The sequence below is a fragment of the Bacillus sp. JZ105 genome (assembly GCF_053903125.1).
Genome location: NZ_CP096387.1, coordinates 1,540,425 through 1,558,650 on the forward strand (window position 1 = coordinate 1,540,425; position 18,226 = coordinate 1,558,650).

Consider the following 18,226-nt stretch of genomic DNA (forward strand, 5'->3'; position numbering starts at 1 on the left):
TTGAGAGGAAGATGAACAAATGAGTTTAACACCACATGGTGGCGTATTAATTAATCGAGTAAATGAAGAATATGATCTCAGCACGGCTGCGAAGGAAATTGAACTAGATGCGATTTCCTTTGCAGACCTTGAACTCATTGCAATTGGCGGATATAGTCCAATTGAAGGGTTTTTAACAAAAGCGGATTATGAAGCAGTTGTAAGCAATATGCGGCTAGCAAGTGGTGTCGTTTGGTCTCTTCCTATTACACTGCCAGTGACAAAAGAAAAGGCGGCGGAAATCCATCAAGGCGATATCGTGCGCTTATCCTACAATGGAACTGTATATGGGGTCATTGAAGTAGAGGATCAATACACACCAGATAAGGAAAAAGAAGCGGTGAATGTCTATAAAACAGATGACCGCAATCATCCAGGCGTGAAAAAATTATTTGAACGCGGCGATACTTACATTGGCGGAAAAATTACACTGACGAAACGCAGTGAAAAACCATTCCCTCAATTTACGTATGAGCCAGAAGAAACAAGACGTCATTTTCAAGAAAACGGCTGGAAAACCATTGTTGGTTTCCAAACGAGAAACCCGGTTCATCGTGCTCATGAATATATTCAAAAAACAGCACTGGAAACAGTCGATGGTTTATTTTTAAATCCTCTTGTCGGTGAAACAAAATCTGACGACATCCCAGCAGATGTAAGAATGAAAAGCTATCAAGTGTTATTGGACGGTTATTATCCAAAAGACCGCGTCTTTTTAGGTGTTTTTCCTGCTGCAATGCGTTATGCTGGACCAAAGGAAGCCATTTTTCATGCGCTAGTGCGGAAAAATTATGGCTGCACCCATTTTATTGTCGGAAGAGATCATGCAGGTGTTGGTGACTATTACGGCACATACGAGGCGCAGGAACTATTTGATCAATTTACAAGCGAAGAAATCGGCATTACGCCATTAAAATTTGAACACAGCTTCTACTGTAATACATGTGAAGCGATGGCCACACCAAAAACGTGTCCTCACGACAAAAGCGAGCATGTCATTCTTTCAGGTACAAAGGTTCGAACAATGCTGAGAAACGGTGAATTACCACCAAGCACGTTCAGCCGAAAAGAAGTCATTGAAACATTAATCGAAGGATTAAAAACGACGGTATCTTAATGGGAGGGTATGATATGAGCAACGAACATATCGTGTGGCATGATTCATCAATTACAAAAAAAGAATATCAACAAAAAAACAATCATACGAGCGGCATTATCTGGCTTACAGGTCTAAGCGGGTCAGGGAAATCAACGATCGCGAATGCAGCTGCAAGAGAGCTGTTTGAACAAGGCTACCAAGTCACAGTTCTTGACGGCGATAACGTGCGGCACGGACTCAATAAAGATCTAGGGTTTTCAGATGATGACAGAAAAGAAAACATCCGCCGGATCGGAGAAGTGGCGAAATTGTTTGTGGAGCAAGGGACGATTGTCATCACTGCTTTTATTTCTCCATTTCAAGAAGACCGCCATACTGTCAGACAGTTGGTCGAAGATGGAGAATTTCACGAAGTGTTTGTCAAATGTGATCTGAACGTGTGTGAAGAGCGTGATCCAAAAGGGTTATATAAAAAGGCGAGAAACGGCGAAATTCCGTTTTTCACTGGAATCGATTCACCGTATGAAGAGCCTGCTGCGCCTGAGCTCGTATTAGATACAGGGGAATTATCCCGTGAGGAATCTAAACAGCGTCTTGTTGATTATGTAAAAGGAACTACGAAATAATCGCCTGATGGCAGGGGGAGAAAAGCAAGATGGGGAAAGTATACATTGTGGGTGCTGGACCCGGTGACCCAGATTTAATCACATTAAAGGCCCATAAGGCGATACAGCAGGCAGATGTCATCTTATATGATCGTCTTGTCAATCAAGAAATTCTTGCCCATGCCAAACCGGAGGCGGAATTGATTTATTGCGGCAAGCTGCCAAATCATCATACAATGAGGCAGGAAGCCATCAATGAAGCCCTTGTGGCTCATGCAAAGGAAGGGAACGTTGTCGTTCGTCTAAAAGGCGGCGACCCCTTTGTCTTTGGCCGCGGCGGTGAAGAAATCGAATGCTTAGCTGAGCACGGAATTCCTTATGAGGTCGTCCCGGGAATTACTTCTGGGATTGCAGCGGCTGCTTATGCGGGCATCCCTGTGACACATCGTGAATTCAGCTCAAATGTAGCTTTTGTCACGGGCCACTATCAAAAGGATGAACATTTTGAAGAAAAGTGGGAGGCGCTGGCTACAGGGATTGATACTCTTGTGATTTACATGGGTGTCAAAAACGTGGAGAGAGTGCAGCGCCTGCTTTTGAAAAATGGACGGGACCCAGAAACACCCGCTGCATTTATACACTGGGGAACCACAACAAGGCAAAAGACAACTTGCTGCACGGTTGCGACACTGTCTGAAACCGTTGAAAAAGAAGGGATCGAGCATCCAAGTTTAATTGTTGTTGGAGATGTCGTTCATTTTCACCAAAAGCTGAACTGGTTTGAACCCGCATTAATTGAGAAATGAGAATGATAGAGAAAAGACACGTATATACATCGTGTCTTTTCGTCTGATGAAAACAAGTGAGAGGGAGGAGCCGCATGAAACAAGCTGTCCTTTATGTTGGGCATGGAAGCAGGGTGAAAGAAGCACAAGATAAGGCCATTTCTTTTATGAAAAGCTGTATGCCGTTAGTGAAAGCAGATATACAAGAAATTTGTTTTTTAGAGCTGACGGACCCTTCTATAGAAGAAGGATTTGAGACCTGTGTGAAAAAAGGAGCGACACACATTGCAATCGTCCCGCTCCTCCTTTTGACTGCCATGCATGCCAAATCGGATATCCCGGTCGAAATTGAGAAAGTGCGCGCGCGTTTCCCGCAAGTGAAGGTCACATATGGAAAGCCGATCGGGGTGAATCAAGAAGTAACAAAAGCGGTTGCCGCAAGAATTAAAGAAGCAGGATATCAAGGCGAGCGCGCACGGATTCTTTTAATTGGCCGCGGGAGTTCTGATCCGGATGTGAAGCGAGATGTGTTTGGCATTGCAGACGATGTCCGAAGCCTGCTTCCGCATGCAGAGGTTCTTCCGTGTTTTATTACAGCATGTGAGCCAAATTATCGAGATGTTCTCGCGCAGTTATCAGAAGATGACGATGGGCCTGTTTATATCGTTCCTTACTTACTGTTTACGGGGATTTTAATGAAAGAAATTGAAAGTGAAGCCGCTCAGGCGAGAAAGAGGCTGAAAGATGTCCGGGTATGCCGGTATATTGGCTTTCATCCGCATGTCAAAGCGGCTTATATTGAACGAGTGCAAGAAACCATTTTAAACAAAGACGATGCGTTTCGTTTCCGAGGAGAAAGCCATGCTTCCAGTCCATCTTGATTTAACCAATAAACAAGTGGTCATCGCCGGCGGCGGATCTGTCGCATTAAGAAGAGCAAAGGCATTGTGTACGGAGTCTTGCCATCTAACTGTTGTGAGTCCTGATCTTTCTGAAGAGATGGCGTGCCTCATTGATACATACGCATTGAATTGGAAGGAAAAGAAGGTGGGCGCTGAAGATTTGAAGGATGCGTTTTTCATTGTAGCTGCTACAAACGACCCTTCGGTAAATGAATGGATTGCACAAACAGCGCAGCCTCACCAGCTCGTGAACTGTGTGAGCCAATCTGAGCTCGGTAATGTGATGATGCCGAAGGTTGTCAAAGCAGGAAAAGTGACGATTTCAGTCTCTACAAGCGGTGCTAGCCCAGCCCGGACAAAACAGCTGGCTGCGGCAATTGAATCCTTGCTTGAACAAGAGGATATTGACGCACTTGATGCCCTTTACATCGAAAGAAAAAAACGACAAAGAAAAAGCCGATAAATCCTTATAGGAGATTTTATCGGCATTTTTTATTTATTTTCTCAGCTTAAGCACAAGATCTTCGTCAGGCGTGACAAATAATGTTTGCTGCTGATCATACGTAACAAAGCCAGGCTTTGCTCCGTTTGGTTTTTTCACATGCCGGATTTTTGTATAGTCGACAGGTACGGAGCTGGACTCTTTTGCCTTTGAAAAATAGGCGGCAATTTGAGCCGCTTCAAGCAGCGTTTGTTCATCAGGTGCTTGGTGGCGGATGACGACATGTGATCCAGGGATATCCTTTGTATGCAGCCAAACATCATCACGAGCAGCTGCCTTTGTAGTCAAATACTCGTTTTGTTTGTTGTTTTTTCCCACTAAAATTGGTATGCCTTGGGATGATTCATACGTTTCGAGCTGAATGGCCGCCGGTTTTTTCTTTTTGGCGAGACGCTTTTGTTTGGCGCGCAAATATTTTCCTTCAACAAGCTCTTCTCTCATTTCCTCTAAATCCTTCGGTGAAGCAGAGGACAGCTGCTGAATCAGCTCTTCAAAATAAGCAATTTCTTCATGTGTCCGCTTAATTTGTTCATTTACAGCTTCTACAGCATTTTTTGCTTTTTGATATTTTGTAAAATATGCCTGGGCATTTTCAGAAGGGGTTTTGTTTGTTTTGAGCGGAATCGTGATTTCTCCGCCGTCTTCATCGTAATAATTGATGACAGTCGCTTCTTTATCCCCTTTTTTGATCGCATATAAATTGGCTGTTAACAATTCGCCATAGAGCTGATATTTGTGTGCATCTTGAGATTCTTCAAGGGTTCTTTTTAACTTTTTCAGCTTGTTTTCATTTTTCTTCTTTTCATTGACGACAAACCGTTCAAGGTCCGACGCCTGCTGTTTGACTCTGTCTCTCTCAGCTTTTCCAAAATAAAAGCGGTCAAGCAGCTGGCTGAGTGAGTCGAATGTTTTCATCTCGCCATGGACATGCTGAAGCTCTAATAAATAGAAATACTCTTTCCCGTCTTTTCTTGTGAGCTGCGGTGTAAAAGAATGCATGCGAATGAGCTGGAACATGTCGAGCAGTGTATTTGGAATCGTTTCTTGATTGGCAAGACCGGCCCGGTGTACAACTTCCTTTGCAAACAGCGGGGAAACCCCAGAGAAGGTATCGACAATTTGATTCGCGATCTTGCCTTCTTGAAAGCGTAAATGCTTCAAAATATCATCTTTTGTCACGTCAAAAGGATTCAATTTTTGCTGCGCAGGCGGCAGAAGGTATTCATAACCAGGGAGCACCGTTCGATAGCTGTTCACAGAGGGAGAAAGGTGTTTCAAACCATCAATGATCTGCTGCGTTCCATCCTCTACAAGAATGAAGTTACTATGACGTCCCATGATTTCAATGTAAAGCTTACGCGTCTGCTCATCGCCGATTTCGTTTCGGCTTCGCACATGAAGCACAATCACCCTGTCAAACCCAATCTGTTCAAAACGTTCAATGAAGCCGCCCTCAAGATGCTTTCTGAGGAGCATACAAAACATTGGCGGCTCGCTTGGGTTGTCGTATTGATGCTCTGTGAGCTGCACTCTCGCATAGCTCGGATGAGCCGATAAAAGGAGCTTATGATTTTTTCCGTTTGCCCGAATATGAAAAATCAGCTCGTGCTTATATGGCTGATGGATTTTTGAAATTCTCCCGCCAGTTAATGTCTTTTGCAATTCATTTGTCATACCATATGTAAAAATGCCGTCAAATGACATGTTGGATACACCCTCTTCTTTCACACAAATCTACTGAAAGAACCTTCCGTTTTCTCGTTCTTTAGGCAGTCTTATTATTATAGCATGATTTAGGACGAGTCTGAATAAACTGGCTTATAGAACACTGCATATGAGAGAGAACAAAAGAGGAGTGGACGAGGTCAAATGAATTGGCATGAACTGAACCAAACCGATTTATTAAAAACAATGAATACATCGATAGGTGACGGACTGTCAGAAAAAGATGTACAAAAGCGGCTTGAAAAACACGGGCCAAATGAATTGCAGGAAGGAAAAAAGGCGTCGGCTCTGATTATTTTTTTAGCACAGTTTAAAGATTTCATGGTGTTAATCTTGCTTGCAGCAACAATCATTTCTGCCTTTTTAGGAGAATACATTGATGCGGTTGCGATTGTAGCCATTGTTTTGATTAATGGTGTACTCGGCTTTTATCAAGAGCGCCGAGCGGAAAAATCCCTTCAAGCGTTAAAAGAATTATCAACTCCGCATGTGTATGCAAGGAGAAATAATGAATGGGTCAAGATCCCGTCTAAACATCTCGTGCCAGGGGATATTGTGAAATTTTCAAGCGGAGACCGGATTGGGGCAGATATTAGATTACTAGAAACAAAGAGCTTAGAAATTGAGGAGTCCGCTCTCACTGGCGAGTCTATCCCAGCGGTCAAACACGCAAGTCCTCTTTCAAGCAGCCATGTCTCGCTTGGAGATTTGACGAACATGGCCTTTATGGGGACGCTGGTTACTAGAGGAAGCGGCGTAGGGGTTGTCATTGGTACAGGAATGAATACGGCAATGGGGCAAATTGCCGGTATGCTGGATGCAGCAGGTAATATGGAAACGCCGCTGCAAAGGCGTCTCGAGCAGCTCGGGAAAATTCTGATTGTGGCTGCTTTATTTTTAACGGTGCTCGTTGTGGTTCTCGGTATTGTGCAAGGGCATGAATTGTATCATATGTTCCTAGCGGGAGTATCTCTTGCTGTTGCGGCGATTCCAGAAGGACTGCCGGCGATCGTCACTGTCGCACTTTCCCTAGGGGTGCAGCGGATGATCAAACAAAAATCGATTGTCAGAAAGCTCCCGGCGGTGGAAACACTCGGCTGCGCGTCAATCATTTGCTCAGATAAAACAGGAACGATGACGCAAAATAAAATGACCGTGACCCATGTATGGGCAGAGGGGAAAACGTGGAATATTTCCGGCACAGGCTATGAGCCATCCGGTGACTTTACCTTAAACGGAGAAATCGTCCATGCCGACAAGCATCCAAGCCTGCAGAAGGTGTTATTATACGGGGCGCTTTGTAATACATCGACCATCGTTGAAAAAGACGGAGAGATGAGGCTTGATGGCGATCCGACAGAGGGGGCGCTTCTTACCGCAGCACGTAAAGCGGGTTTTACAGAGCAATTCATTGAAGCTGGATTTCATGTCATTGAGGAGTTTCCTTTTGATTCAGAAAGAAAGATGATGTCAGTCGTCGTTGAAACGAATCAAAAAGAGCGGTATGTCATTGCAAAAGGTGCGCCGGATGTACTAATGAACCGTTCAAGTCATATCATGCACGGCGGACGCACAGCTTCTTTTTCAGCCACCCGCAGGCAAGAAACAGAAGCTGCGATTCAAGGGTTAGCAAGACAGGCGCTTAGAACCATTGCCATTGCGTATAAAAAAGTCGGTCTGACAGAAAAAATCACCTCTGTAAAGCAGGCTGAAACCGATTTAACATTTATCGGGTTAGAGGGCATGATCGATCCACCGCGTCCTGAAGTCAGACGAGCGATTAAAGAGTGCCGGGATGCCGGGATTAAAACGGTCATGATTACAGGCGACCACGTAGAAACGGCCAAAGCGATCGCCAAAGACTTGAGCCTTTTACCGAAGCAAGGACAGGTGCTCGACGGAAAAGCGCTTGATCAGATGAGCGACAAAGAGCTTGAGCAAATGGCTGAAAATGTATACGTCTTTGCCCGGGTTTCCCCTGAGCATAAACTGAGAATTGTCAAAGCCTATCAAAAAAATGGGCATGTTGTGGCGATGACAGGTGATGGGGTCAATGATGCGCCTGCCATTAAACAAGCAGATATCGGCATCTCCATGGGCATCACTGGAACAGACGTAGCCAAAGAAGCGTCTTCTCTTATTTTACTTGACGACAACTTTGCGACCATTAAATCCGCCATTAAAGAAGGCCGGAATATTTATGAAAACATTCGTAAGTTTGTCCGTTATTTGCTGGCATCAAATGTCGGAGAAATTTTGGTCATGCTGTTTGCGATGCTGCTCGCGCTGCCGCTGCCGCTCGTTCCTATACAAATCTTATGGGTCAACCTTGTCACAGACGGTCTGCCGGCTATGGCACTTGGCATGGATAAGCCAGAAGGGGATGTCATGAAGAGAAAGCCGCGGAATGTGAAAGAGGGCATTTTTGCTAGAGGGCTTGGCTGGAAAGTCATCTCAAGAGGATTCCTCATCGGGCTTGCGACCCTTTTGGCATTTATATTTGTGTATCACCGCGATCCAAACAACCTGCAATATGCACAAACTGTCGCATTTAGTACGCTTGTATTGGCGCAGCTCATTCATGTATTTGACTGCCGCAGTGAACGGTCCATTTTTGAACGTAATCCATTTGGAAATCTCTATCTGATCGGTGCGGTTTTGTCATCACTTTTGCTCATGCTTGTGGTCATTTATTACCCGCCGCTTCAGCCGATTTTCAAAACGGTCGCGGTTGCACCGATTGATTGGCTGCTGATCATTGGGATGTCTGCACTGCCAACTTTTTTACTGGCAGGATCACTTTTGACAAGAAAAAAATAATTGATTATGGTATAATTTTGAGGTAATAGTGTCTGCTATTACCTTTTTCATTTTATTAATATGAAAGAATTGGGTGTTTTAACATGATACGCAGTATGACGGGATTCGGCCAAGCGAGTAAAACGGATGGAGAACTGACAGTTTCAGTTGAGCTAAAATCGGTCAATCACCGTTTTAAAGAGGTTCATGCCCGTTTGCCGAGGCCGCTTTTATATTTCGAAGATACATTAAAAAAGATCATTCTTCGTCACGTGCAGCGCGGTAGAATTGAGCTGTTTGTCACGATTGAAGGCGGTAAACTAGCAAGCCGGTCCTTACAGATCGACTGGCCGCTGCTTGATGAATACATGAAAGCCGCAAAAGACCTCGAGAAACGCTATCACATTTCAGGCATTCAGCATGCACATGACTTACTGGGGCTGGAGCTTGCCGTTCAGGTGGAAGAGTCAGCCAGCCGAAATGAACAGTTAGAGCAGCTGCTGATGGAAGCTTGCGAGGCTGCTGTCAAGGAGCTTTGCTTCATGAGAGAGCAAGAGGGAGCATCCCTTCAAAAAGACTGTGAACTGAGGCTTTCTGAACTAGAGGCCTATACAGAAGAAATCAAAGTCTTTGCACCAGAGGTTGTGAGTCAGTACAAAGAACGATTGAATCAGCGATTGCAAGAATGGATCGGAGAGGCGCTTGACGAGAGCAGACTGACTACAGAGGCAGCCATCTTTGCTGACCGGTGTGACATTACAGAAGAGATTACGAGATTAAAAAGTCATTTTCAGCAGTTTCAGCAAATCTTGCTGCAAGGCGGTGCTGCCGGCCGAAAACTTGACTTCCTTGTACAGGAGCTCAACCGTGAAGTGAACACCATTGGATCAAAAGCGAACCATCATCATTTAACAAAGCTGGTGGTTGAAATGAAAAGTGCTATTGAAAAAATAAAAGAACAAGTGCAAAATATAGAATAGTCATTGTGTATGCTGTTTACAGTGCGTCTCTTTCGGCGAGACTAGAGACGTTTATATTACAGGGGGACGAAAGAAGATGACCATAAAGTTGATCAATATCGGATTTGGAAACATCATTTCAGCGAATCGGATGATTTCGATCGTCAGTCCGGAATCAGCACCGATTAAACGAATGATACAAGACGCAAGAGATCGAGGCATGCTCATAGATGCTACATACGGAAGAAGAACCCGTGCTGTTGTCATTATGGACAGTGACCATGTCATCTTATCTGCCGTTCAGCCTGAGACTGTCGCGCAAAGACTTTCTGTAAAAGAAGAAATCATAGATGAAGGGCAGGGGTAATACGCCATTATGAAAGAAAGAGGACTTTTAATCGTTCTCTCTGGACCTTCGGGAGTTGGAAAAGGAACGGTCAGACAAGCCATTTTCTCCCAGGAAGATACGAAATTTGAATACTCTATTTCTGTGACGACACGCAAACCGCGTGAAGGTGAAAGAAATGGTGTCGATTATTTCTTTAAAACCAGGGAAGAATTTGAACATATGATTGAAAACAAAAAGCTGTTAGAATGGGCAGAGTACGTCGGGAATTACTACGGCACGCCTGTTGACTATGTAGAACAGACATTAAGCGAAGGAAAAGATGTTTTCCTTGAAATTGAAGTGCAAGGTGCACTTCAAGTAAGAGAAGCATTTCCGGAAGGTCTTTTTATTTTCCTTGCACCGCCTAGCCTTTCAGAACTTCAAAACCGCATCATTACACGCGGTACAGAGTCTGAGGAGCTCATTCGAAACCGAATGGCCGCTGCGAAAGAAGAAATTGAAATGATGGATGCTTATGACTATGTCGTTGAAAATGATGATGTCGAGCTGGCTTGTGAAAGAATCAAAGCGATCGTCCTTGCAGAACACCTGCGCAGAGACAGAGTCGCACCAAGATATAAAAAAATGCTGGGGGTAGAATAAACCATGTTAGATCCTTCAATTGACTCATTGATGAACAAACTTGATTCAAAATATACACTTGTAACAGTGTCGGCACGCCGTGCACGTGAAATGCAGATCCATCAAGATCAGCAGATTGAAAACACAAAGTCTTACAAATTCGTAGGCAAAGCACTAGAAGAAATCGACGCTGGTCTTTTGACATTTGAAAAAGAGGATCAAGAATAACACATCGCTTCTGCAATGCAGATACGATACGTTCAAAAAAGTCAAAACTATGATTGGTTTTGACTTTTTTGAATTGTAGACGAATTTGTGAAAAAGGCCGTTAAGGGGGACAAACAAATGTTACAGTCAAAAAATATTTTGCTTGGTGTCAGCGGAGGAATCGCCGTATATAAAGCAGCAGCACTTACTAGTAAACTCGTACAAGCAGGCGCAAATGTCAGAGTGATTATGACGGAATCTGCTCGTGAGTTTGTGTCTCCGCTAACCTTCCAAGCACTGTCTCGGCATGAGGTATATGTAGATACATTCAAAGAAAACAATCCAAGAGTCATTGCGCATATTGACGTAGCTGACTGGGCCGATCTCATTCTTGTTGCCCCTGCAACAGCACATACGATTGGTAAAATGGCCGCTGGACTTGCAGATGATATGCTGACGACGACTTTGCTTGCTTCAACAGCGCCTGTATGGATCGCTCCAGCGATGAATGTGCATATGTACGATCACCCCGCTGTCAAACGGAACATTCGCACATTATATGAAGACGGCTACCGGTTTATTGAGCCAAGTGAAGGTTATTTAGCCTGCGGGTACATTGGAAAAGGGCGACTAGAAGAGCCTGAAAAAATTGTGGAACACATCCGGGCCTTTTTTGAAGAGCCAAAAAGCTTGCCGCTCTCAGGTAAAAAAGTCGTGGTGACAGCAGGTCCTACTCGTGAAGTGATCGATCCTGTCCGGTTCTTTACAAACCGTTCTAGTGGAAAAATGGGCTATGCGATTGCAGAGGCTGCTCAGCAAATGGGGGCAGATGTGACGCTGATTTCTGGACCTGTTTCTTTAACTGAACCTGACCATGTGCATGTAGTGCACGTTGAATCAGCTGAAGAGATGTATCAAGCTGCGCTAGATGTATACGGAGAAGCTGATCTTGTTATTAAATCAGCAGCTGTCGCCGATTACACCCCTGTCACGACATATGCTCATAAAATGAAAAAACAGGACGGCACACTGCACATTGAATTCACCCGGACAAAAGATATTTTAAAAGAGCTGGGGAAAAGAAAAGAGCATCAAGTGCTGATCGGATTTGCAGCTGAAACGCAGGATGTAGAATATTATGCGAAAAAGAAAATTGAATCCAAGCACCTAGATATGATTGTGGCCAATAACGTCACTAAAGAAGGTGCAGGATTTGGCACAGATACCAATGTGGCAGCGATCATCAAAGCAGATGGAACGAAAAAAGAGCTGCCGATGATGAGCAAAAAAGACCTCGCTTTTGAAATTTTAAAGGAGGCAATACAGCTGCTTCCAGAAGAGCGTGATCGCGCATGATTGCTGAAGTCATTGTAGATGTCACAACGAAAGCCATTGACCGGCCATTTGATTACCGTGTACCAGATCGATTCAAAGATCTCGTCAAAGCGGGAATGAGGGTGGTCGTTCCCTTTGGCCCGCGGAAGATTCAAGGGTTTGTGACAAAAGTCAAAGAGGAAACAGACATCAAGACAGGAAGCATCAAAGAGATAGTCGATTTATTTGATTTATCACCTGTTCTGACAGATGAGCTGCTGGAGCTTTCCCACTGGCTGACGGAAAAAACATTGTCCTATCATATTACGGCACTTCAATCGATGCTGCCCGCAGCCATGAAGGCAAAGTATGAAAAAGAAATACAGGTGCTATCAGAGGAAGAACTTCCGCAGTCATTGAAAGAGCTTTTCGGTCAGCGAGAGAGCATTCTTTATGCTGACATCCCGGCTGAACAATTAAAACAGATTCAAAAGCATGTCCAAAAAGGTCATCTAGAGGTGAGATACCATGTCTCGCAAAAATCTGGAAAGAAAAAGGTCCGCATGCTCCAGTTGGCTGTATCGAAAGAAAAACTTGAAGAAAAGCAGCAGCAGCTAAAGAAAAATGCGGTAAAACAAAAGGCGCTGATCTCTTACTTGCTTCAAGCGGGAGAGACAACCTTTTTAGCGAAAGACTTGCAGCAGCAAACAGGCGCGAGTTCTCAAACGCTTAAAACCTTTATTCAAGAAGGGCTGTTAACAGAAAGCTATGAAGAGGTCTACCGGGATCCTTACCGTGACCGGGAGTTTACACCATCTGCTTCACTTGATCTCACGCCTGAGCAAAGAGAGGCGGCAAAACATATTCATCAAGCAGTCAGTGAGGACCAGCACGAAACCTTTCTGCTGCACGGAGTGACAGGAAGCGGCAAAACGGAGATTTACTTGCAGACAATTGATCATGTTCTTCAAAAAGGGAAAGAAGCGATCGTTTTAGTTCCTGAAATTTCATTAACCCCTCAAATGGTGCAGCGATTTAAAGAACGATTTGGCTCAAATGTGGCTGTTCTTCACAGCGGCTTATCGACAGGAGAAAAATATGATGAATGGCGGAAGATTCATCGCAAGGAAGTCAAGCTTGTCGTTGGCGCAAGATCTGCTGTTTTCGCTCCATTTGAAAATTTAGGCATGATTATTATAGATGAAGAGCACGAATCCTCTTATAAACAAGAAGAAATGCCTCGTTACCATGCCAAGGATGTCGCCATTGAGCGAGCAGTGCGGCATCAATGTCCAGTCGTATTAGGCAGTGCAACACCTTCTCTTGAAACGTATGCACGAGCGAAAAAAGGCGTCTATACATTGCTGTCGCTCAAGCACCGCGTCAACCAGCAGCAGCTGCCGCACGTTTCGTTAATTGATATGAGAGAAGAACTGAGAAATGGCAACCGCTCCATGTTTTCAGAAGAATTAATGCTCAGGTTAAAAGAGGTGCTTGAAAGAAAAGAACAAGCCGTTTTATTTCTGAACAAAAGAGGCTATTCATCCTTTGTGATGTGCCGTGATTGCGGATATGTGGAGCAATGTCCTCATTGCGAAATTTCTCTTACCTATCACCGCTATCAAAAAAGGCTGAAGTGCCATTATTGTGGTCACGAAGCACCAGTACCTGCTGAATGTCTAGAATGCCACAGCGAGCATATTCGCTATTTTGGAACTGGCACGCAGCGAGTAGAAGAGGAACTGACAAAGGTACTGCCTGAGGCGCGTGTAATTCGAATGGATGTGGATACAACGTCTCGAAAAGGTGCTCACGAAAAGCTTCTCACATCTTTTGGTAATAAAGAAGCGGACATTTTGCTCGGGACGCAAATGATTGCAAAGGGGCTGGATTTTCCAGATGTCACACTTGTTGGTGTTCTCAGTGCGGATACATCCCTTCACATCCCTGATTTTCGTTCAAGTGAAAAAACATTTCAGCTGCTCACGCAGGTCAGCGGCAGGGCAGGGCGCCATGAAAAAGCGGGCTCGGTTATTATTCAATCGTATACGCCTTCTCACTATAGTATTGAGTTAACGAAGCAGCATGACTACGAAGCCTTTTATGAACAGGAGATGCTGCATCGCCGCCACCAGTCCTATCCGCCGTATTACTTTTTGGCGATGGTGACAGTGTCACACGAAGAAGTGACGAAGGCAGCACATGTCACTGACCAGATTGTCCAGTTCCTAAAAATGAACTGTGCACCGAATACTCGAATCCTTGGCCCGGCTGCATCGCCAATCGCTAAGATCAAAGATAGATATCGCTATCAATGCGTGATAAAATACAAAAGGGAAAATGAACTGGCAAGTTTACTACGGAAAATACAAGACCATTATCAAAAGGAAATGGAACAAAAACAATTGATGATTTCAATAGATATGAATCCATATATGATGATGTAAAACGGAGGGCTGTAAGTGGCAGTAAAACCAATAGTCATACATCCGGCAGAAGTGCTCGAACAAAAGACAGAGCGTGTCGATACGTTCGATAAAAAGCTTAAAAAACTGCTGGATGATATGTATGATACAATGCTTGAGCTGGATGGAGTTGGACTAGCAGCACCACAAATCGGTATTTCAAAAAGAATCGCTGTTGTAGATATCGGGGAAGAACCTGGCAGAATTGACTTAGTGAACCCAGAGGTGCTTGAAGTAGAAGGAAGCCAGACAGATATTGAAGGCTGCCTGAGCTTTCCATCTTTATACGGCACTGTAGAGAGACCGAACTATGTGAAGGTAAAAGCCTTTGATAAGAAAGGTAAACCATTTACAATAGAAGCAGACGGATTTTTAGCAAGAGCTTTATTGCACGAAATTGATCATTTAGACGGCATTTTATTTACGTCAAAAATCATTGAAACGTATACAGAAAAAGAACTTGCGGAAATGGAAGGGTGAAGAAAATGGCACGTATCGTATTTATGGGAACCCCTGATTTCTCAGTACCTGTGCTGCAAACACTGATAACAGAAGGATACGAAGTGGTAGGGGTTGTCACGCAGCCAGACCGCCCAAAAGGAAGAAAACGAGTGCTCACACCGCCTCCTGTAAAAGTGGAAGCCTTAAAGCACGGCATTCCTGTGTTGCAGCCTGAAAAGGTGCGCCTTGATGAAGAAATTGATAAGGTGCTTGCATTACAGCCGGATTTAATCGTCACAGCGGCATTTGGACAAATCTTACCAAAGCGATTACTCGATGAACCTAAGTTTGGCTGTATCAATGTTCATGCCTCGCTCCTGCCAGAACTAAGAGGCGGCGCGCCGATCCATTATGCGATCCTTCAAGGTAAAAAGAAAACAGGCGTTACCATCATGTACATGGTGGAAAGACTTGATGCAGGTGACATGATCAGTAAAGTAGAAGTAGAAATCGATGAATTAGACAATGTCGGAACATTGCATGATAAATTAAGTGCAGCTGGTGCCACGCTGCTAAAAGATACGGTGCCAAATGTTCTAAGCGGGTCTATTTCTCCAATTCCGCAAAATGAAGAAGCGGCCACATACGCACCAAATATTAAGCGGGAGCAAGAAAGATTAGACTGGACAAAAACCGGTGAAGAGCTTTACAACCAAGTTCGCGGGCTAAATCCTTGGCCAGTTGCCTATACTGAATGGAACGGCGCTCATCTAAAAGTATGGGAAGCGAAAAAGGTTCCGCTTCAAGCGCAAGAAGAACCTGGGAAAGTGATTGAGCTTCAAAAAGAAGGTCCGGTCATTGCAACGGGTAATGAGCAAGGCCTTTTATTAACAGGTGTGCAGCCAGCTGGTAAGAAAAAAATGAGCGGCGAAGACTTCTTAAGAGGCGCAAATATCGAAATTGGACAGAAATTAGGGCTAATGAATGAAGAAAAGTAATGTGAGAGAAGTAGCGCTGGACGCTTTAATCAAACTCGAACAAAATCAAGCTTACAGTAATTTGCTGTTGCAGTCAGTCATGAAAGATAAAAACTTAGCTGATCAGGACAAACCGCTGTTAACAGAGCTTGTATATGGTACACTGCAAAATAAGCTGGCATTAGATTATATGCTGATGCCCTTTGTGAAAAAACCGCAAAAGGTCGCTCCATGGGTGATGCAGCTTTTGCGGATGTCTCTTTATCAAATGGTGTATCTTGAAAAAATACCAGATCGTGCAGCCATTCATGAAGCTGTCGAGCTAACGAAAAAGCGCGGGCACAAAGGCATTTCTTCACTTGTGAACGGTGTTCTTCGTTCCGTGCAAAGAGAAGGCGTTCCGTCATTTGATGCGATCAAAGATCCCGTAAAGCGGCTGTCCATTGAGACAAGCCACCCATTATGGCTTGTGCAGGAGTGGGTTCAGGCGTACGGGTTTGAAGCGGCAGAAAGCATGTGCCGCATTCATTTAGTTCCGCCAAAGCAAACCCTTCGTGTCAATCGAATGAAAACTGACCGCATGGCACTGCAGCAAAAACTAATGGATGCAGGCATTGAAACGGAGCTTGGCGACTTATCTGAAGATGCACTTAAGCTCATGAAAGGGTCCATCGTCTCAACCCCTTCTTTTCAAGAAGGCTATGTGACGATACAAGATGAAAGCTCGATGCTTGTCGCAAGAGCGCTCGACCCTCAGCCGGGAGAAACGGTGCTTGACGCCTGTGCGGCTCCTGGCGGAAAATCAACACATATTGCAGAACGTATGAACGATGAGGGCAAAATTGTTTCTCTTGATTTACATGAACACAAAGTGAAACTCATCAAACAAGCAGCAAAACGTCTGAACCTTACTCACATTGAGGCAAAAGCACTTGATGCAAGGAAAGCGGCAGACTATTACAGCGAAGCTTCGTTTGACCGTATTCTCATTGATGCACCGTGTTCCGGTTTTGGCGTCATTAGACGAAAACCAGATATGAAATATACAAAGTCACAAGAAGACTCAGCAAGGCTTGCGGCTATCCAGCAGGCCATTTTAAAGAAAGCGGCCCCGCTTTTAAAACCGGGCGGAACCCTTGTATACAGTACGTGTACAATGGACCCAACAGAAAATCAACAAGTGATTCATGCGTTTTTACAAGAACACCAAGACTTCGAACCCGATCTATCTCTTAATGAACGGCTGCCTGAGCAGGTTGCTCCGTTTGTTCAAAACGGAAGTGTACAAATTCTTCCTCATTATTTCGGAACAGATGGTTTCTTTATTTGCAGCATGAGAAAGAAGGGATAAAAAATGACAGAACAAAAAGTAAGAAAAGAACTGAAGACAGAAATGCCGTCGATCTACTCATTTGAGCTTCACGAAATGAAAGAATGGTTAAAAGAACAAGGCGAAAAGCCTTTCCGCGCAGCCCAAATTTTCGAGTGGCTTTATGAGAAACGTGTGACATCCTTTGACGATATGTCTAACCTTTCAAAGGATTTAAGAGAAAAATTAAAAAATCAATTTGCGATCACCACATTAAAAACTGTGATCAAACAAACGTCTCAAGACGGAACGATCAAGTTTTTATTTGAATTACATGATGGCTATACGATTGAAACAGTACTGATGCGCCACGAATACGGCAACTCTGTCTGTGTCACAACTCAGGTTGGCTGCCGAATCGGCTGTACATTCTGTGCATCTACACTTGGCGGGTTAAAACGAAACCTTGAAGCAGGAGAAATCGTTGCTCAAGTATTGAAAGTGCAGCAGGCACTTGACGAAACAGATGAGAGAGTCAGCTCGGTTGTCATCATGGGAATTGGCGAACCGTTTGATAACTTTGACGAAATGCTTGCCTTCCTTAAAATCATCAACCATGACAACGGCTTAAATATTGGCGCGCGTCATATTACAGTGTCGACAAGCGGAATCATTCCAAAGATCTATCAATTCGCTGATGAGCAAATGCAAATCAATTTTGCTGTCTCTCTGCATGCACCGAACACAGAGATCAGAAGCCGTCTGATGCCGATCAATAAGGCATATAAGCTGCCAAAATTAATGGAAGCCATTGAATACTACATTCAAAAAACGGGTAGACGTGTCAGCTTTGAATACGGCCTGTTTGGCGGAGTAAATGATCAAGTGCATCATGCAGAAGAGCTTGCAGACTTATTAAAAGGAATCAAGTGCCACGTGAACCTCATTCCGGTGAACTATGTACCGGAAAGGGATTATGTAAGAACACCAAGAGAACAAATCTTCCTATTTGAAAAAACGCTGAAAGAACGCGGCGTAAACGTAACAATTAGACGAGAGCAAGGCCATGATATTGATGCTGCTTGCGGTCAGCTAAGAGCGAAGGAGCGTCAGGAAGAGACGAGGTGA

At 44.2% G+C, this 18,226-nt stretch carries 17 protein-coding genes; 16 read left to right on the forward strand and 1 reads right to left on the reverse strand.

The window, feature by feature from the left end:
* The first annotated feature begins 19 nt into the window (after window positions 1–19).
* The 5 genes from sat (at window position 20) to M1D81_RS07850 (ending at window position 3,893) form a co-directional block, all read left to right on the forward strand.
* The gene (gene sat, locus M1D81_RS07830; RefSeq protein WP_212052021.1) at window positions 20–1,156 is read left to right on the forward strand and encodes a sulfate adenylyltransferase; all 1,137 of its coding nucleotides are present in this window, start codon (window positions 20–22) and stop codon (window positions 1,154–1,156) included.
* A 14-nt stretch (window positions 1,157–1,170) separates the two neighbouring features.
* The gene (gene cysC / locus M1D81_RS07835) at window positions 1,171–1,764 is read left to right on the forward strand and encodes an adenylyl-sulfate kinase (RefSeq protein ID WP_034281722.1); all 594 of its coding nucleotides are present in this window, start codon (window positions 1,171–1,173) and stop codon (window positions 1,762–1,764) included.
* 29 nt (window positions 1,765–1,793) lie between these two features.
* Window positions 1,794–2,549, forward strand: a complete 756-nt coding sequence (gene cobA, locus M1D81_RS07840) for a uroporphyrinogen-III C-methyltransferase (RefSeq protein ID WP_041108928.1) — start codon at window positions 1,794–1,796, stop codon at window positions 2,547–2,549.
* A gap of 74 nt (window positions 2,550–2,623) precedes the next feature.
* Entirely contained in the window at window positions 2,624–3,409 is a 786-nt protein-coding gene (locus tag M1D81_RS07845) for a sirohydrochlorin chelatase (protein WP_456265123.1), read from the forward strand.
* Window positions 3,390–3,893, forward strand: a complete 504-nt coding sequence (locus M1D81_RS07850) for a precorrin-2 dehydrogenase/sirohydrochlorin ferrochelatase family protein (protein ID WP_456265122.1) — start codon at window positions 3,390–3,392, stop codon at window positions 3,891–3,893. The genes M1D81_RS07845 and M1D81_RS07850 overlap by 20 nt, the downstream gene beginning before the upstream one ends.
* A 33-nt stretch (window positions 3,894–3,926) precedes the next feature.
* Here M1D81_RS07850 and M1D81_RS07855 read toward each other — a convergent pair whose 3' ends face one another.
* On the reverse strand, window positions 3,927–5,636 hold the full coding sequence (locus tag M1D81_RS07855) for an Rqc2 family fibronectin-binding protein (RefSeq protein WP_456265121.1): 1,710 nt from the start codon (window positions 5,634–5,636) through the stop codon (window positions 3,927–3,929).
* 165 nt (window positions 5,637–5,801) lie between these two features.
* Between M1D81_RS07855 and M1D81_RS07860 the strand changes: the two genes are divergently transcribed.
* The 11 genes from M1D81_RS07860 to rlmN all read left to right on the forward strand — a co-directional run bounded on the left by M1D81_RS07860 (window position 5,802) and on the right by rlmN (window position 18,226).
* Window positions 5,802–8,477, forward strand: coding sequence for a calcium-translocating P-type ATPase, SERCA-type (locus M1D81_RS07860; protein WP_456265120.1), 2,676 nt, complete (start codon window positions 5,802–5,804; stop codon window positions 8,475–8,477).
* Between the two features lie 83 nt (window positions 8,478–8,560).
* Entirely contained in the window at window positions 8,561–9,436 is an 876-nt protein-coding gene (locus M1D81_RS07865; RefSeq protein WP_024424215.1) for a YicC/YloC family endoribonuclease, read from the forward strand.
* Between the two features lie 76 nt (window positions 9,437–9,512).
* The gene (gene remA / locus M1D81_RS07870) at window positions 9,513–9,782 is read left to right on the forward strand and encodes an extracellular matrix/biofilm regulator RemA (protein WP_008344898.1); all 270 of its coding nucleotides are present in this window, start codon (window positions 9,513–9,515) and stop codon (window positions 9,780–9,782) included.
* Between the two features lie 9 nt (window positions 9,783–9,791).
* Window positions 9,792–10,406, forward strand: coding sequence for a guanylate kinase (gmk, locus tag M1D81_RS07875; RefSeq protein ID WP_024424214.1), 615 nt, complete (start codon window positions 9,792–9,794; stop codon window positions 10,404–10,406).
* A 3-nt stretch (window positions 10,407–10,409) separates the two neighbouring features.
* Window positions 10,410–10,613: a DNA-directed RNA polymerase subunit omega gene (gene rpoZ / locus M1D81_RS07880; protein WP_003211647.1), complete on the forward strand. Its 204-nt coding sequence runs from the start codon at window positions 10,410–10,412 to the stop codon at window positions 10,611–10,613.
* Between the two features lie 117 nt (window positions 10,614–10,730).
* Window positions 10,731–11,948, forward strand: a complete 1,218-nt coding sequence (gene coaBC, locus M1D81_RS07885) for a bifunctional phosphopantothenoylcysteine decarboxylase/phosphopantothenate--cysteine ligase CoaBC (protein ID WP_456265119.1) — start codon at window positions 10,731–10,733, stop codon at window positions 11,946–11,948.
* Entirely contained in the window at window positions 11,945–14,353 is a 2,409-nt protein-coding gene (priA, locus tag M1D81_RS07890; protein WP_456265118.1) for a primosomal protein N', read from the forward strand. The genes coaBC and priA overlap by 4 nt, the downstream gene beginning before the upstream one ends.
* 15 nt (window positions 14,354–14,368) lie before the next feature.
* The gene (def, locus tag M1D81_RS07895) at window positions 14,369–14,851 is read left to right on the forward strand and encodes a peptide deformylase (RefSeq protein ID WP_456265117.1); all 483 of its coding nucleotides are present in this window, start codon (window positions 14,369–14,371) and stop codon (window positions 14,849–14,851) included.
* 5 nt (window positions 14,852–14,856) lie between these two features.
* Window positions 14,857–15,810 (forward strand): methionyl-tRNA formyltransferase, encoded by a 954-nt coding sequence (gene fmt / locus M1D81_RS07900; protein WP_024426956.1) that lies wholly within the window; start codon window positions 14,857–14,859, stop codon window positions 15,808–15,810.
* Window positions 15,797–17,140, forward strand: a complete 1,344-nt coding sequence (gene rsmB, locus M1D81_RS07905; protein WP_456265116.1) for a 16S rRNA (cytosine(967)-C(5))-methyltransferase RsmB — start codon at window positions 15,797–15,799, stop codon at window positions 17,138–17,140. Before fmt ends, rsmB begins: the two co-directional genes overlap by 14 nt.
* A gap of 3 nt (window positions 17,141–17,143) precedes the next feature.
* A complete protein-coding gene (gene rlmN, locus M1D81_RS07910) occupies window positions 17,144–18,226 on the forward strand; it encodes a 23S rRNA (adenine(2503)-C(2))-methyltransferase RlmN (protein WP_024424208.1) in 1,083 nt (360 codons plus the stop codon).

Coding starts and splice junctions, on each gene's coding strand:
- sat (WP_212052021.1), top strand. CDS start 20: ATGAGTTTAACACCACATGGTGGCGTATTAATTAATCGAGTAAATGAA.
- cysC (WP_034281722.1), top strand. CDS start 1,171: ATGAGCAACGAACATATCGTGTGGCATGATTCATCAATTACAAAAAAA.
- cobA (WP_041108928.1), top strand. CDS start 1,794: ATGGGGAAAGTATACATTGTGGGTGCTGGACCCGGTGACCCAGATTTA.
- M1D81_RS07845 (WP_456265123.1), top strand. CDS start 2,624: ATGAAACAAGCTGTCCTTTATGTTGGGCATGGAAGCAGGGTGAAAGAA.
- M1D81_RS07850 (WP_456265122.1), top strand. CDS start 3,390: ATGCTTCCAGTCCATCTTGATTTAACCAATAAACAAGTGGTCATCGCC.
- M1D81_RS07855 (WP_456265121.1), bottom strand. CDS start 5,636: ATGTCATTTGACGGCATTTTTACATATGGTATGACAAATGAATTGCAA.
- M1D81_RS07860 (WP_456265120.1), top strand. CDS start 5,802: ATGAATTGGCATGAACTGAACCAAACCGATTTATTAAAAACAATGAAT.
- M1D81_RS07865 (WP_024424215.1), top strand. CDS start 8,561: ATGATACGCAGTATGACGGGATTCGGCCAAGCGAGTAAAACGGATGGA.
- remA (WP_008344898.1), top strand. CDS start 9,513: ATGACCATAAAGTTGATCAATATCGGATTTGGAAACATCATTTCAGCG.
- gmk (WP_024424214.1), top strand. CDS start 9,792: ATGAAAGAAAGAGGACTTTTAATCGTTCTCTCTGGACCTTCGGGAGTT.
- rpoZ (WP_003211647.1), top strand. CDS start 10,410: ATGTTAGATCCTTCAATTGACTCATTGATGAACAAACTTGATTCAAAA.
- coaBC (WP_456265119.1), top strand. CDS start 10,731: ATGTTACAGTCAAAAAATATTTTGCTTGGTGTCAGCGGAGGAATCGCC.
- priA (WP_456265118.1), top strand. CDS start 11,945: ATGATTGCTGAAGTCATTGTAGATGTCACAACGAAAGCCATTGACCGG.
- fmt (WP_024426956.1), top strand. CDS start 14,857: ATGGCACGTATCGTATTTATGGGAACCCCTGATTTCTCAGTACCTGTG.
- rsmB (WP_456265116.1), top strand. CDS start 15,797: ATGAAGAAAAGTAATGTGAGAGAAGTAGCGCTGGACGCTTTAATCAAA.
- rlmN (WP_024424208.1), top strand. CDS start 17,144: ATGACAGAACAAAAAGTAAGAAAAGAACTGAAGACAGAAATGCCGTCG.